At 34.0% G+C, this 14,530-nt stretch carries 21 protein-coding genes and 1 tRNA gene; 13 read left to right on the top strand and 9 right to left on the bottom strand.

Annotation, left to right across the window (positions count from 1 at the left end):
- Window positions 1-40: 40 nt before the first annotated feature.
- Window positions 41-2,440 carry a flagellar hook-associated protein FlgL gene (flgL, locus tag SMUL_RS07935; protein WP_025344728.1) on the bottom strand — a complete coding sequence of 800 codons (2,400 nt, stop codon included), beginning with the start codon at window positions 2,438-2,440 and terminating at the stop codon, window positions 41-43.
- A gap of 168 nt (window positions 2,441-2,608) precedes the next feature.
- Here flgL and SMUL_RS07930 point away from each other — a divergent pair, with 168 nt between their 5' ends.
- The 3 genes from SMUL_RS07930 (at window position 2,609) to SMUL_RS07920 (ending at window position 4,468) form a co-directional block, all read left to right on the top strand.
- Complete coding sequence (locus SMUL_RS07930; RefSeq protein ID WP_025344727.1) at window positions 2,609-2,887, top strand: HU family DNA-binding protein; 279 nt, start codon at window positions 2,609-2,611, stop codon at window positions 2,885-2,887.
- 83 nt (window positions 2,888-2,970) lie between these two features.
- Window positions 2,971-3,055: transfer RNA gene (locus SMUL_RS07925), tRNA-Leu, on the top strand.
- A 189-nt stretch (window positions 3,056-3,244) separates the two neighbouring features.
- Window positions 3,245-4,468: a tyrosine-type recombinase/integrase gene (locus SMUL_RS07920; RefSeq protein ID WP_025344726.1), complete on the top strand. Its 1,224-nt coding sequence runs from the start codon at window positions 3,245-3,247 to the stop codon at window positions 4,466-4,468.
- A 25-nt stretch (window positions 4,469-4,493) separates the two neighbouring features.
- Here SMUL_RS07920 and SMUL_RS07915 read toward each other — a convergent pair whose 3' ends face one another.
- Together SMUL_RS07915 and SMUL_RS07910 are read right to left on the bottom strand one after the other, a co-directional pair.
- Entirely contained in the window at window positions 4,494-5,051 is a 558-nt protein-coding gene (locus SMUL_RS07915; protein ID WP_025344725.1) for a hypothetical protein, read from the bottom strand.
- A gap of 4 nt (window positions 5,052-5,055) precedes the next feature.
- Window positions 5,056-5,463, bottom strand: a complete 408-nt coding sequence (locus SMUL_RS07910) for a helix-turn-helix domain-containing protein (RefSeq protein WP_025344724.1) — start codon at window positions 5,461-5,463, stop codon at window positions 5,056-5,058.
- A gap of 296 nt (window positions 5,464-5,759) precedes the next feature.
- On the opposite strand from SMUL_RS07910, the gene SMUL_RS07905 reads away from it, so the two are divergent.
- The 3 genes from SMUL_RS07905 to SMUL_RS07895 all read left to right on the top strand — a co-directional run bounded on the left by SMUL_RS07905 (window position 5,760) and on the right by SMUL_RS07895 (window position 6,998).
- Window positions 5,760-5,963 carry a helix-turn-helix transcriptional regulator gene (locus tag SMUL_RS07905; protein ID WP_025344723.1) on the top strand — a complete coding sequence of 68 codons (204 nt, stop codon included), beginning with the start codon at window positions 5,760-5,762 and terminating at the stop codon, window positions 5,961-5,963.
- A gap of 78 nt (window positions 5,964-6,041) precedes the next feature.
- Window positions 6,042-6,479: a hypothetical protein gene (locus SMUL_RS17065; RefSeq protein WP_145923246.1), complete on the top strand. Its 438-nt coding sequence runs from the start codon at window positions 6,042-6,044 to the stop codon at window positions 6,477-6,479.
- 72 nt (window positions 6,480-6,551) lie between these two features.
- Window positions 6,552-6,998 (top strand): hypothetical protein, encoded by a 447-nt coding sequence (locus SMUL_RS07895; protein ID WP_025344721.1) that lies wholly within the window; start codon window positions 6,552-6,554, stop codon window positions 6,996-6,998.
- Here SMUL_RS07895 and SMUL_RS07890 read toward each other — a convergent pair.
- Complete coding sequence (locus SMUL_RS07890; RefSeq protein WP_084613060.1) at window positions 6,957-7,421, bottom strand: transposase family protein; 465 nt, start codon at window positions 7,419-7,421, stop codon at window positions 6,957-6,959. The two genes, SMUL_RS07895 and SMUL_RS07890, sit on opposite strands and share 42 nt — an antisense overlap.
- Window positions 7,343-7,804 carry a transposase family protein gene (locus SMUL_RS07885; RefSeq protein WP_025343414.1) on the bottom strand — a complete coding sequence of 154 codons (462 nt, stop codon included), beginning with the start codon at window positions 7,802-7,804 and terminating at the stop codon, window positions 7,343-7,345. The genes SMUL_RS07890 and SMUL_RS07885 overlap by 79 nt, the downstream gene beginning before the upstream one ends.
- A 199-nt stretch (window positions 7,805-8,003) precedes the next feature.
- Here SMUL_RS07885 and SMUL_RS07880 point away from each other — a divergent pair, with 199 nt between their 5' ends.
- Window positions 8,004-9,035, top strand: coding sequence for a hypothetical protein (locus tag SMUL_RS07880; protein WP_025344720.1), 1,032 nt, complete (start codon window positions 8,004-8,006; stop codon window positions 9,033-9,035).
- 23 nt (window positions 9,036-9,058) lie between these two features.
- On the opposite strand, the gene SMUL_RS17805 is transcribed toward SMUL_RS07880, so the two are convergent.
- The 4 genes from SMUL_RS17805 to SMUL_RS07865 all read right to left on the bottom strand — a co-directional run bounded on the left by SMUL_RS17805 (window position 9,059) and on the right by SMUL_RS07865 (window position 11,797).
- Complete coding sequence (locus SMUL_RS17805; RefSeq protein WP_407701808.1) at window positions 9,059-9,178, bottom strand: YgjP-like metallopeptidase domain-containing protein; 120 nt, start codon at window positions 9,176-9,178, stop codon at window positions 9,059-9,061.
- 405 nt (window positions 9,179-9,583) lie between these two features.
- Window positions 9,584-10,060 (bottom strand): hypothetical protein, encoded by a 477-nt coding sequence (locus SMUL_RS07875; protein WP_025344719.1) that lies wholly within the window; start codon window positions 10,058-10,060, stop codon window positions 9,584-9,586.
- A 238-nt stretch (window positions 10,061-10,298) separates the two neighbouring features.
- Complete coding sequence (locus SMUL_RS17170) at window positions 10,299-10,526, bottom strand: hypothetical protein (RefSeq protein WP_025344718.1); 228 nt, start codon at window positions 10,524-10,526, stop codon at window positions 10,299-10,301.
- Window positions 10,527-11,578: 1,052 nt separating this feature from the next.
- Window positions 11,579-11,797, bottom strand: coding sequence for a helix-turn-helix domain-containing protein (locus tag SMUL_RS07865; RefSeq protein WP_025344717.1), 219 nt, complete (start codon window positions 11,795-11,797; stop codon window positions 11,579-11,581).
- Between the two features lie 264 nt (window positions 11,798-12,061).
- Between SMUL_RS07865 and SMUL_RS07860 the strand changes: the two genes are divergently transcribed.
- The 6 genes from SMUL_RS07860 (at window position 12,062) to SMUL_RS07835 (ending at window position 14,177) form a co-directional block, all read left to right on the top strand.
- Window positions 12,062-12,361, top strand: a complete 300-nt coding sequence (locus tag SMUL_RS07860; protein ID WP_025344716.1) for a hypothetical protein — start codon at window positions 12,062-12,064, stop codon at window positions 12,359-12,361.
- 417 nt (window positions 12,362-12,778) lie between these two features.
- Window positions 12,779-12,976, top strand: coding sequence for a hypothetical protein (locus SMUL_RS07855; protein ID WP_025344715.1), 198 nt, complete (start codon window positions 12,779-12,781; stop codon window positions 12,974-12,976).
- Complete coding sequence (locus tag SMUL_RS07850) at window positions 12,973-13,170, top strand: hypothetical protein (protein ID WP_025344714.1); 198 nt, start codon at window positions 12,973-12,975, stop codon at window positions 13,168-13,170. Before SMUL_RS07855 ends, SMUL_RS07850 begins: the two co-directional genes overlap by 4 nt.
- Complete coding sequence (locus tag SMUL_RS07845; RefSeq protein ID WP_025344713.1) at window positions 13,170-13,355, top strand: hypothetical protein; 186 nt, start codon at window positions 13,170-13,172, stop codon at window positions 13,353-13,355. Before SMUL_RS07850 ends, SMUL_RS07845 begins: the two co-directional genes overlap by 1 nt.
- Before the next feature lie 15 nt (window positions 13,356-13,370).
- Window positions 13,371-13,739 carry a hypothetical protein gene (locus tag SMUL_RS07840; protein WP_025344712.1) on the top strand — a complete coding sequence of 123 codons (369 nt, stop codon included), beginning with the start codon at window positions 13,371-13,373 and terminating at the stop codon, window positions 13,737-13,739.
- 93 nt (window positions 13,740-13,832) lie between these two features.
- Entirely contained in the window at window positions 13,833-14,177 is a 345-nt protein-coding gene (locus tag SMUL_RS07835) for a hypothetical protein (protein WP_025344711.1), read from the top strand.
- Window positions 14,178-14,530 lie beyond the last annotated feature (353 nt).

The following is a 14,530-nucleotide window of genomic DNA, read 5'->3' as shown; positions in this document are numbered from 1 at the left end:
ATCCTTTACATGTAATAAGTGTAGGTATTATAACAAATTATTACATGTAATCCGCTAGCGACATTGACATAACCTTAGAAATTGTCGACAACATCGTTTGATACGAGGTCGAAACAGAGGTGTATTCTAAGTAAGCTTCGGTTAAATCAACGCCAACAATATCGGTTTGAATCGTTGTAATACTCGTCGTAAGAGTCGCAGCGGTATCTTTTGCACTGGTAAGGGCATTGGAGAGAGCACCAATTTTAGTATGTGCTTTTTCAACGTGATCTGAAATATGATCAATAACAGCTAAGGAGTTTTGCATACCCATATTACGAGGATCGTCTGATTCTGAATCCATACGATACGTTCCTGTACGAACAGCCTCAATCATTTCATCGAGTTGATCAAAAAGATCAATATAAGGACTCGCAGTTGTTACAGAGTCATTTGCCATAAAAGAGAGCGCTGTACTGGTTGTTCCACTGTAGTCGCCTGCGTCGCTATCGTACATACTAAACTGAATTTTAGATTCTGAAGCAGTGCGATCGACTATAGACAATTTTCCTTCATCATCGATACTGGCGGCAACACTACTGGCAGCTGTTTTAAGTGCATAATTGTACTCTTCAAAATCAGTACTTGCTGCAGGGACACCATCAGTTGGAAGCGTACCAGATGTAAGCATGCTCATAACATCTGTTAATTGTTGATACGTCACATCATTTGCTGCAGTGGTATTACCTTGACTATCAAAAATAGTAAAGGTTTCATCCGTATCTGTAGTATCACCATCGCCATTAAGATCTACTGCAACCGTGCTTCCAGCATTACTTAAATTAATAGTTGCAGTATAGCTTGCTCCGTTTTTATCAGTATAGTCTAATGTTAATGCTTTGCCATTTAAGTCATCGCCTGCAACTTCACTTAGTTTTGTAGTTGCCGTTGCATACTCATTGGTTCCAATTACCACCTGAGAGACATTTCCAGTCAGAGCATTGCCTTCTTTTTCAAAACCACGAGCAGTATAATTAGCAGCATCTGGAATACTAAAACCAGCCGTAGCGGTTGAGGTAACATCTTGTGCCGTAAGCTGAAGATTCACTGCGGCTGCACTCTCAACAATCATTTGTCCATTTTCGATGCGTGCTGTTCCACCCGTTTCTGTTGAAACGGCATCCAATAAATCTTGAACCGTTGTGGTAGCTGTTACAGATAAGGTTGTTGCACCCACTAAAATGCTATCAACATCTGAGGGCATCATATCACTTAAAAGCGTTGATGCTTTTGCTGTATTGCCACTGCTGTCTTCAAGAGGATAACCAATATAATAAATATCTGATTCGTAGATATCCGCACGTGACGCTATCGTAGAAGCTGAATTGGTTGTTGTGTAGTTACTTGCATTAAACTCAATAATATCAACGTTCCCTTGAGCGACAAGGGCTTCAACGCTGCTTTGATCGGCATCTCCAGAGGTTCCAGCAGCAGCATCACGATCCACAGCAGCGAAGAGATTCATCTCGATCACATTATTGCCCCCCGTCAAATCCGTCACTTCTATTTGTCCACGGGCATTCATACTGACATCAACAAGCGTATTGGTAGATGTATTACCATAGGCATTACCAATACTCTCTAGAAGGTCTGAAACAGTAGAAGAAGAGCTAATTGTCAGTTTAGTCGCAAATGTTTCACCGCCAATGTCACGACCTGAAAGGTAAAAAACAGTATTGGGATCATTGGTGGCATCACTGTCCGTATCACCAACCATATCGCGTATTGTGTCATCTTCGGTCAAATACTCTTCTGCGGACGTACTATTCGTTCCACTGGTCGACATAACATCAGGATGCAAAGATGTCTGATTGTACATCGATACATTCGTAGAAATTGTTTTTGTATAGTCACTATCGCTGCCCAAGAAAAGTGATTTGCCATCTACATTGTAAGCAAGTTCCAATCCTGAGCCGACAACGGCTGTTAAACTTTCTCCATTACCATTATAGGAACCATCACTACCAATAGGTTTTGTATTAAGTGCTGAGCCGGAAAAAAGATACTGTCCATTAATAGACGTATTCGCTAAATTTTGTATCTGGTTTCGAATCGTTTCAAGCTCTAAAGCAATCGCTTCTAAACTGGTTGTAGAGTTAGAAGCATTGGCTGCTTGAGCCAGAAGTGTTTTAAAATTTTCAAGTTGCTCGGTAACATCACTTAAGGTCGTATCCGTATTGGTTGCGAAAGAACTTGCCTTAGAACTACTTTCAGTCGTTTGAGAAAGTGAGCTGAGTTGAGAATTTAAACGCATGGTATCAACATATATACCTGTATCTTCATAACTGTTCTGTATCTTTAGACCAGAGGCTAGTTGTTGGTTGACATTGTAGAGTTTTTCACTGGCTGTTCTATAATTACGAATTGAATTACTATACAAAAGGTTATTTGTGATTCTCATGATATTCTCCATCCATTTTCTTTGTATCAAATACAAGCAATTTTAATTCCTTGTGCAAAATATCGGCTTTTTGGGACTATTCTTTAACTTTTTAAAAAATATTATTGTCTTTTTTTAAAAAAAATTGTACAATCCTCACATTACAACACTTTATATTAAGGAATGGGCATGAAAAAAGCGGAATTTATCCAAGCAGTCTCTGAGAAAGCAGGTCTTTCTAAGAAAGATAGTCAAAAAGCTGTCGATGCAGCTTTAGAAGCAATCAGCGAAGCACTAGTTTCTGGCAAAGATGTAAGCTTTATCGGTTTTGGTACATTTAGTACTGCTACAAGAGCTGCTAGAAAAGCTAGAGTTCCTGGTACAAACAGAGTCGTTGATGTTGCACAAACAACAGCTGTCAAATTTAAAGTTGGTAAAAAACTTAAAGACGTTGTAGCAAAAGCTTAATATCTCGCTTCTAAAGCTTAAACATTCAGTTTTACTGATGTTTAAGCTTTTTTTTTGTACACTTCCAAACTCTTATTTACAGTGCCTGAGTGGTGAAATTGGTAGACGCGCTAGACTCAAAATCTAGTATGGAGACATATGCCGGTTCGAGTCCGGCCTCAGGTACCATCTCTTCTTTTAAACACAATCATAAAAGTTCATTTAACCTCATAAAACCCTTTTAAATAGCGCTTTATGTGCTCTATTTACCTTCAAATAACATCAGATAAATTTACTGACATTCAAAATATATGACAGTATTTTTGACAGTACATGCTACAATTACAAAAAAAATAAAGTGAGGTACTGTCATTTATCATGGCTAAGTCGATTATACCGCTATCTGAGATGCAGATAAAAAATGCTAAGCGAAAAGAAAAAGACTATAAACTTTATGATGGTGATGGACTATATATTATTATTTGGTCTAAAAAAGAACGAAATAAAAGATGGGGTTTTGATTACAGATTTCAAGGTACACGAAAAACAATCTCTTTTGGAACATATCCAGAAATAACACTTGCACAAGCTAGAAAGTTAAGACAGGAATCAAAAGAAAAAATATTCAAGAGCATTGATCCGTCTCAAGAGCGTAAAGATAATAAAAAAGAATTGGCACATTGTACAACTCTACAAAATATATCAGAAGAATGGTTTAATATAAAAGCTGGAAAACTTGCTCAAACAACTATTCAAAAGAAAAAAAGCTTTTTAGTTAATCATGTATATATTAGTATTGGGCAAAAGGATATCAAAACAATTAGTCGTTTAGAAGTAATAGCTATATTAAAAGAAATCCAAAATAAAGGTGCTTTTGAAGTAGCTGATCGAGTTTTAAACATGCTCAATAATATTTGGCGTTATGCTGTTACTATGCAAATTGTTGAGCATAATATTATTGCCGATATTGAAAAAAGTATGGTTATTCAAGCGCAAGAGCGTAGGCATTTCCCAACAATAACAGATTCACAAGAAGTTGGTGCCCTCCTCCGCGCTATTGATGGCTACAAAGGTGATATTAACACTAAACTAGCTTTGATGATTTCACCTTATATTTTTTTACGGTCTTCTAATATAAGATCATTAGAGTGGAAAGAAATAGATTTTGAAAAAAGAGAAATTAGAATTCCAGCAGCTAAAATGAAAATGAAAGCTCCTCATATTGTTCCACTTACAGATCGAACAATAGAAATTTTGAAACACGCATATTCAATTAATGCACATTGTAGTCTATATGTTTTCCCTTCTTCAATCTCTAATATAAAAATAATGAGTGAAAACACGCTTAACTATGCTCTGAGACGGTTAGGATATTCAAAAGAAGAAATTGTCTATCATGGATTTCGCGCAATGGCTTCAACAATCTTACATGAACAAATCAGTGAGCATGGAATTCATAGTGATGCTATAGAAAGGCAATTGGCTCACGCTGAACGCTCTGGTGTAAAAGCCGCATACAATCATGCTGAATATTTAAAAGAAAGAAAGATATTAATGCAATGGTGGAGTGATTATTTAGACCAGTTGAAGTTAAGTATTTAAACAAATTAATTTAAAACTACTATAGTTATTTTTTTACCAGAAATAAAATAACTAAAGTGTATGTGGCGGCCATAAAAAATAGCAATGCAAACTTGTACAAACCAAAATAAATATATAATAATGTTAAAAAAGTAAAAAGTAAAATGTAGAAAAGAAAACTTTTTCTAATAATAGAGCATAGCTTATTTGAAAAATTTATTTTATATTTTCGATAGAAAACCTCAAAAAAAGCCACAAGTACCAAAACCAACATAATTAAATCAATTAGAATTTTTACAAGATAAGGTTCTAAATCTTTTAAATTTTTAAATTGCGAATCGAATACAGTTACTAAAATCAAAAAAGCACTAACAATAATAATTAAAAAATAGACAAGAGTATGTGCCCCAGTTTGTATAAATTTTTGAGAATCAAATTTTGGTTTATCAAAGATGCAATGAAGTTTTGGGAAATTAAATTGATTAGTCAATAAGTTGATTTTGCAATTATTTAATTTAACCCCTGCTGATTCATCTTGGAAATTTGCATCTCTAAAATCATTCTTTATCGTATCAATAGAAGTAGTAATATCTGAATTATCCATTTTTTTACTTCTGGAGAGTTAGTTGAAACAATAAAGTTTTAAGAGTGTCCATATCGTCTTTATATTTCTTGCAAAGCTCTTTAACAAGAGATTTGACAAGATCATCACAACCAAAATCATTATTCGCAATAGAATGAATTGATTTGTTTATGGAGCCAATTTCAACTCCAGTAGCACCGCCACTTAAATTTGCATTTTGAAAATTATTGTTTGAAGATATTAAATTATTAAAAATATCGTGATAAATACCTAATTCTCGGCACTTTTTACGAATTGCTGAAACAGAATTACGTGTCCGCCATGACGTTATAGTTTGTTGCGATATTTGCATTTTAGAAGATAGTGCAACAATGGTTGCAACTTTATAGTAATCAAGTAATCGGTCGATAAAATAATTTGCATTAAACTGCATATATCCCCTTTTAAAGCTTATTAAATTTAAATACAATAATATACCGCGAATAAAGCGCATTAAATTCTTAATTACATCATTATATCACAAAAAAGGCAAGGAATGATAAAAAAGTTTTATCATCTAAGTGAAGTATTAGACAATATCATATAATTAAATAGTTAAAGTAGTATAAATAAACCGTAAAATATGCAAATAACTGCATTTATAAGCTAATATTAATAAAATATACAATATTATACCGCAATAAATGCAGATTTATTTTGTAAAAAAATATATCATACTAGGAATAAAAAATGGATAAATTATATCGTCTTGCAAATGTACTTCAAATAGTTAATAAAAAAGAAGGTAGCTGGCGCAATCTAATGAAATTAAAAAAAGCGCCTTCTCCCATCTATTTAGGCTCTAGGAGCCCACGGTGGAGGGAAAGTGAATTAATGGAATATTTAAAAGATCCTATAGCTTATGAAATAAATCTACAAAATAAATCTAAATAATATTTCTTGAAAACATATACCCAAGAGCAGCTTTTACGGAAATTTTCAAAAATACCAGATGTAACGCAATGTGAAATTTTGGAAAATAGTTTAGAGCGTTACTACGCTCTTAAATCACGAAATGATTCTAAGCTAAATCGCTCTCATCTTTTACATAGTGCGCTTCTATTCTCCCTTGAAGCACATTACCATACCTTACACCTTGGTTCTGCAAAAAAGCATTCAAAGGAATTAACTACCCTAGAGGAGAAATTTAACATGCAAATAAAAGTGACATTAGCAGCCCACAAAAAGAAAAAGGTTACCAAGTCGTCTAAGCTATTAGGACACTATGCCCCTTTGGTCTATCGCTTAGTTAAAGAAGAACATTTTAGTTTTCCAAAAGTAAAGGCCTTTTTAGCAAAACACCATTCTTTCAAAGTAGATCATACTCTTATAGCCAGACTTTATCCCAACATAAAACAAAAAGTTGAAGATCTTAAATATGCTGTAAGGCAAGTAAAGAGTGATTTTTAAAAATTATGCTTTTTAAAACGAATAGTATCTATAGGGTTTTATCTTTACAAAAAAACTATATAAGGAGTTCGTATGAGTTTACATGTAATACCATTGATTCAAGAGTTTTATCTTGCTACAGATAGAATAGAAATCCCAGAAAATAAGATTATCCCAACCAGTGCTGGGAAAAATGGAAAAATTGAGAGTGGGTATGTGTTACAAAAAAGTCATCCCTATTACGAAATAGATACACTTTATTGGAGAACAACACCTTTGGTGAATCGTATCTTCATTATTCATTTTCAAGAGATTCTACTGGCATTTATCCATTCCCAGCTTATGAGTCAAAAGAACTATGCCATATTTAATTATGAAAGAGCGAATGGAATCAAGCTCTATTTGCACCCTAAAAAGCCAACCAATATTTGTATCGAAGTGTTTGATAGGAAAGCAAAGAATTTTATCTTAGCTGAAACATTAGACATCTTGCAAAACTCATTTGTATTCCACAGCAAAACCACGGTCAAAGTTGATTAATCCACATATCAAATTAAAGCGTAGATTGAATCGTTTTCTTCTGTTTCTGTATTTTTGGGTGAGTATCTGAAATGTTTTGATTTTAGCATTCACATGTTCAACACATATTCTAGCACTTGCTTTTTGTCTGTTTTCCTCTTTTTGCTCCTCACTCAAAGGATGAAGTTTGGAGGCTTTATGGGGAATTTGACAATGGCTATGTTCTTTGGCAATACCCAGATATCCCAAATCAACATAAACACAGGTCTTGGGCATCAAGGGGAGATTAGATTCTTGAAACAGTCTAAAATCATGTGTCGTACCTTTAGCGGTATGCACACACATAATCCTCTCCTCTTTATCAATCACAATCTGTCCTTTAAGGGTATGACGCTTTTGCTTACCTGAGTAGTACTCTCTTTGCTTTTTTTGGGTCTTTGACAAGGCGTTTCTGTCGCATCAATGACAACAAAAGAGAGGGCAACATCACTTTTATAGAGTTCTCTCTTGCTTGGCAATGAAAATCTACCAGACTTAATCAACACTTCTTCTACTTCACATACAATCCTTGAAGCCGTTGATTCACTCACACCATAATCAAATCCAATATGTTCAAGGGTGCGATACTCACGATAATAGCCAAGCATCAAAAGTACTTTATTTTCTGGTGAAAGAGATCTCCTCCCTCCTACACCTAATCCTTTTTTACGATTCTCATCGTATTGCCTAAACACCTCTATCATTGCGTTAAATGTCTCTTCATTAACGCCAATATGGCGCTTAAAATCTTTGGGTTTATGCTTTTGCATTTGTTCATATTTTTTCATGCCTCTTGCCAAGCATTTTTAGTGCCTTTTATTTGAGTTTTGCAAGATGTCTATTATGTAAAGTTGAATGTCGTATTTTGGTAAGACAATTGCATTACTATTTACATAGTGGGACAATCGTTGAAGAAGCACTCAATGAAAGTGTCGAATGTTTTTACAGTGAAAAATCATTTAAACTCAAAACACCTAAGGTGTACGAATGAGAAGTAAAATTGAATACCAAACAGGACTACTCTCAGAAGTCATTTTTCATCCAGGACTATCCAAGGCTCTTCAAAAACAAACTGGAGAGCTAGCCAATACTAGGACGATTCAAACATATAGAGAGATATGGAATCAATTAGGTAATTATGTAAAAGACAACTATGGCATTAAAGATCTTCAAAAGCTTACCCCAGAGTATATCATGGGCTTTATGATGAAAAAGGTATTTCAAGGAGTAAGTGAACAATATCTTGAAACCATTAGTTGCGCAATTGGTAAGCTTGAACATGCATTAACAATGCTTCATGAGAAATTTATTGAAGAACAACAAAGATATGCAACGAATACGCACTATGTATACGATTTTAGCATTCGCCAAACCATCCTTAATGATGCAAGAAAACACAAACTCGTGATAGAGACCAGTGCTGATCCTAACTTTTCACGCATTTATGAAAACCCCAAAGCACTTATTAATGCTATTGAAGATCCTTTGTACAAACTTGCTGCAAAAATTCAATATGAATCAGGGGCTAGATTAGAAGGGGTCTTACGTATTGATGAATATATGAGAGTGCAAACGCATAAGTTAAAAGATAATACGCTAAGTGACACTATTGAGTATGCAAGAGTAGATGATACATACTCTAGCGTGCCTCAACTGCAAGGCTACGAATACGACACATATGAGGCTATGCAAAAAGGAAGAATATTTGATGTTGAGAAAGGAGGAAAGCCAGGGAACTTATCGGTTAAAGTTGAAACTTATCAAGAGCTAAAAGCTTATCTTATACAACACTCAAAATTCATTATTAATAAAAATAAGTATCGATTAGCTCTTAAAAAAGCAGCAAATCAGACAGGGCAAAAATATGATGCGACTCATGGATTACGATGGAATTACGCACAAGAGCGATTTTTTAAAATTCAAGTTATTGGTGGGCTTTCTTACGTACAAGCTCTTCAGGAGGTTTCTTGGGCCATGAAACATGAAAGAGCTAATATCTCAGAGCATTATTTAGGGTAAAAACTCCAGTATAATTATTTCAATCAACAGCAACAAAGAGGATAATATTCAAGGAGTTTTTTTCTCTCAATCCAATTTGGCATATATTTATCCATCAAAGATTTAAAATTATCATTGTGGTATCGCTCAAGTAGATGAATCATCTCATGAACGATGATATATTTTATACACTCAATAGGCTGTTTTGCAAGCTCAAAATTTAAGAGTTATTTTTTTCTTTTTAATACACTTTTTGCTAATCAATCGCTCTTTTGCCGCTAATGATGAAATAGTTTCTGATGAGTTGTTTATCCATTGATTCAAAATTTCAAGCTTTAAAGTTTAAACGCATAATAAATCTGTAACTCTCAAGCGTGAGTATTTCATCTTCAAGTACACAATCATAATCTGAATGTATTGATATATTAAGTCTTCAAAAAGAGGGACGGCACTTTTGATTAAGTTTTATGGCTTAAAAACGATGTTAAAATAGAAAAATAGAAAGGTAAGAGCAATGTTTTAAAAAGAAGCAGGCTCTTTCTTGTTAAAACCCACTTCTTCACAAGGTTTTATTTGTTTTTTAACATCCAATAACGGTTGTGAACGCTCAATGTTTGGTAAAGAAACAATTCCTCTTCATCGCTTTTGACATTTAGAGCCATTGGGACCTCTGTACTCTCAATTTGTGTTATAGCTGGTTTTTTGTCTTTCATGCTGTCTAAAAATACTACATTGTAGTCTACTAAAAATTCAGCGTCATTTTTTCTAACAAAGACAGACCCTTTGCATTTATCTGCTTCTTCAACATTTGGACATAAATTGAAGCTGGCTTTGTAGGGAAGTTCTGGAATATTAATTGTTAGTTTTTTATCAGGCTTTCCATCCGCTGTTTCAACATAGTTTAAGACATATGCCTTTTTGCCATCCGGGTTGACAACATGATTTAAATTGTCATATTTTGCAATTTGTTCAGATGCGTTTAATGCACCTCCTGTTACAGCCAATAGCGCAACACTACTAACAAGCAGACTAAGCGTCTTTTTCATGGTAAGTTCCTTTAAATAAATTTTATCAATAGTATTTTAGATAAAAGAACTAACCAATGTCTCATAGGAATGTTAAAATAAACTTAAATTTAAAAGAATTAGAAAAGGCTTTTAAAAAGAGCGACACACTTCCACATGTTTTGTTTTATAAATCGTTTGATTTTGAGTGGTATTTTTCTTTATGACGATAATTTGCGATATAATATTGGAGACTTCAGATGGTCTATAAAACTGTCTTTTACTTTTGCCACATTCTGTTGCAAAGTAGCGTATTACCAAGTATATCATTGCCTTCTGCGGTGTTGCCATCAAGCTCAAGATTGTTAAATATTTTGATAGAGTTCTTGCAATCGCCAAGCTTAGTTTTGTCATTAAAATCAGCTTTATCGATGACACATTTTAAGTTATTTGCTTCTGCAAGAGCTGAGATGATTTTGTTGATCTTGTCAACTACAAGCTTTTCCATATCATAAAACTTGCACTTTCTGGCACTTCTATTAAACTGCTTGCATCATCTTTTTTTATCTGTGAATATTTTAAAATAGTAAAGTAAATATATAATTTTTATACTCACTTGCATCCATTCTGCCTTGAAGTTCATCGGCACTCGTACAAAGTTCACTGTACCTATTCCTGATAAATATATTTACTTACATTGTATTATTAAGATACTCAATGTCATATTGATAGTTATTATAAAGTCAAAAAACTTTTTTTACTTGCAAATTTAAAATACTCCAAATTGAATTTTGTAATTTTTATTTTACTTTTGCATTGTTTGTTTTAAGATATAGTACTTAGTCTTCTTACTGATATATTTAATAATATTTTTGTAATAGCATGTTCAATCGATATAAAACGTTGAAAAAATAATTGAATTTTAGTATTGAATAATTATAAATTGTGATTGTATTTTTTTTGTTTTAAAGCCCGCCAATAAGCATTTATTATCTTTATAAACGCATTTTTATTTCTATACCAAAACGGTAAAAAGGCAAAGAGAGACTTATTTACATGCTATACTTTCACTATCTTATTATTTTACTATTCTTGTTATATAGCTACAAATTAGCTATTAGGTGTTACGCGCATAGCCTACACGCGTATCATTTATGTACATTACGTTACATAACGCGCCAACCTTCGCTCTCAAAGGGGATAGAAAGCTTCTATCAAGCACGATGCAATGCTATAAAAGTGCAGACTATATTCAACTGAGTTTTCGGTCACTACAACCGCAGAGTGTAGTTAATACAACATAAGGAGAGTTATGATTTTTTATGATGTGATAGTAGTTTTATCATTTAATGTTTTACTTCAGTGACGCCATGCGTTCACTGCTAGGTTTTGTTATAGAATTTCTTTGTTTTTCAATAATGTTTTTACTATAAATGAATATTCTTTATAACTATTCGCTTCAGCTTTTAAAGCATCAAAGCATTTTGCATTAATATGGGATTTTGTGTTCTATAAAAAGCTTTAATAGTATTATTGACAGACGACGAGCAATAAAGAAATCTATCGCTTACCCTCCTCCATACTTTTCCCTAATGCCATCATTTCATCAAACTTTCTCGCTTTAGCATAGTTCTCTAACCAAGACCATACCCATAAAGGAGCGTTTTGGGTAGATTCCCATTGGTTAACACTTTGGTAATTCATTGATAGCTTTTGAGCAAACTCTTTTTTACTGAGGCCTGCGTGTTTAAAAAGTGTATTGAGTTTTTCTCGCTCCATGGTTTTCCTTGCTTGACTTTTAGTGCTTTTTATGCTTATATAATTATATTATAATTATTCTTTGTATTTATTTAAATATTTAGGCTCTTGTATTTTTTTCGAATTTATTTTATAATTACTGTACTAAAACACAAGGAGAATACGAACATGAAACAAAAAATAAACGAGCGAAAACTGATTACTAGAGAGCATCATTATGCACTGTTTGTCATTAGTGTTGAGTTTATTGTGCATCTTGTGCATGCTCTGTAGCAAGAAGAGCTCATGCATTATTTTAAAAAAGAGTTACAAGAAGTGGATGTCTTAAACCAAATACGGTGTGATGTCTGTGGTGAACATTATGAAAGTAATAGCTTGCATAAAGAGTTGATACACAGTGAGCATACCTTTGGGTATGACGGTGCCTTATTGGAAGATATAAGTAGACTCAACATGGATATTTGTGAAAAGTGTTTATACGATTGGGTAAAAAGCCATGGGCTTTATCATAGTGTTATAACACCCTCTTACGATTTAGGTGATAAAAAACAAGAGAATTTAAATGATACCCTTTTGAAAAAATGAAAAAAGAGCTTAAATTTCTCTTAGCAGGAGTGCGTGCGTGCGCCATTATAGCTAAAATTATTCAAAAATCAAAGCGCTCAACAATGCATCTAAGCCCTATTCTATCGGCATTTACCCGCTTGACTTTGCATTATTTTAGGATTATAATATGATGTGTAAAAAAAGAAAAAAGGAGTAAAAGACCATGTGTTTAACCATCAAGTTCATTTGTAAAACCATGGTGCTTTTTAGATACCAAGCTTTTTTCTTTTCGCATCTCCCTCGTGGATCACTGCCTTCTTAGCCCTTATTCTTTAAGGGAATATTTCCTAACCATTTGAGCATTATGTAAAAACCACCCTACCCTAGTTCTGTCTAAAAAAACAGGTTTTTAGAAAAAAAACAAGGATAAAACTATGCCTAAAAAAAGGAGAAAGCATGATGGATTTAAACCATCTCATCTGTGTTAACACACCGTTTCTAATCACCATTATCGTGGGAATCAGTATTGGCGCTATTGTATACGGGATATTACACCGCTTAGAGAGAAGGCAAGCACATATTGAAGATGTTCTATTGGCTAAAACCATAGCCCGAAAACTTTATGAAAGTCTTAAAGAGGAGAAAAAGATATGAGCTGCTTTGATTTCCCTACCCTTGCGCTAGTGTGGCCAGCTCTCTTTATTTTCTGGATACTTTTTATCTCCTCTAACTATCATGAACAAAGAGAAGCTAAAGAGGACTTAATGCTACAGAGTGCGCTTAAAGAGTTTAGGCGTTTAGTGGCTGCTGATAGCCATCCCATTCAAGCACTAAAAGAGGAGTCTTAATGTTTAACAACAGTGCACTAGCACTGTTCTTGTTTTTGGGCTCTTACGTGCTCTATGAACCAGGGATGAAAACAGAGATGGTTGTCTTTTTACTCTATTGTGTGTTCTTAGGCATAGTTGCTTTAGGGCTTGTGCTATTTGGTCATCATCCTTGGGTGAAGAAATGGCTGGATCGTTTATTTTAAGAAGGAGAAAAAGCTATGTCCGATAATTATGGACCACAGTGGTGTATTAACAATGAAGAAGCAGGAGGTGGTATCGCACTTATTCTAGGACTCATACTTGTAATGATAATCCTGATACCTGCTTATTGGTTAGGATGGTATTGGGCTGTTAGGATTTGGGATGTGAAGGTGTTTAAATACCCTTTTGCCACTCTTGTAGCAGGAATCTATGCAGTTGCCTTATACATGCTCTGCTTTGTTTCAATCTATGCTGCTTTGGTGGTCATGGTACTTGCTTGGCTCTTATGGGATTATTTCACCGCAAAACGCATCCTTCAACAGATGCAGCTGATACAAACGATACGTAAAAGCACTCGATGGCTTTTTTCGGCATGGAGAAAATAGGAGAAATATAATGGAAATAACACCAACAATGATATTCGTAACCGCGTTGGCTCTATGGGTCTATTATTTAAGGCAAATAAAGGAGAAGAAATAATGGGTGAAACAACACTAGGGAAAGCGATTATATGCCTATTTATGATGGCTGTAGCCTACTGGTTATACAAGATTGAAAAAGAGGAATCCAAACAGCGTGCACAACGCCGTCAGGAAGAAAAGGCATTACTGGATTATGTTATGTTTCTCACCACCACCCGTGTCAAGTTTGAACGACATCTATGGACAATCTTAGACAAAGTGGCTTCGTATAAAATTCAAAGTGTGATTATCACCGATGAAAAAGAAATTCCTCAATGTGTTTTACTGCCTTATGCGGAGTATAAGATATTACAAGAGTGTTATGACAAAGAAGAGGCTAAAGAGCTTGCCCCCTTTGATTGAAGAGCGCCTCAAAAATAAAGCCAACAAAGATCACTTTATTTTTCATGAGGAAATGATGAAAATTTTAAATGAAAAAAGGGCTAAAACTCACGACAAACACGTAAAAAAAGAACCAAATAGCAGACGAAGTTCAATTTTATAAATGATAAATTTACACTAAATCCTAAATTAAGCATATGTTTTTAATAATACGTTTAATATTGCTATTCGTATGACAAAAGACAATACCTTAAGATTATTTAAAGAGACTATCTATTTTAAATCGATAGTCTCACTCTTCGTTTATGAAAAGATGAAAGGTTTATAGCTTCAATATAAAATTATAGGGAAACTCTTTTATTATAAATTTTCTG

Origin of the sequence: Sulfurospirillum multivorans DSM 12446 (assembly GCF_000568815.1) — a bacterium.
Lineage (GTDB): Bacteria > Campylobacterota > Campylobacteria > Campylobacterales > Sulfurospirillaceae > Sulfurospirillum > Sulfurospirillum multivorans.
Note: the sequence above shows the minus strand (reverse complement) of the source record. Positions and strands in the feature narration are given on the sequence as shown.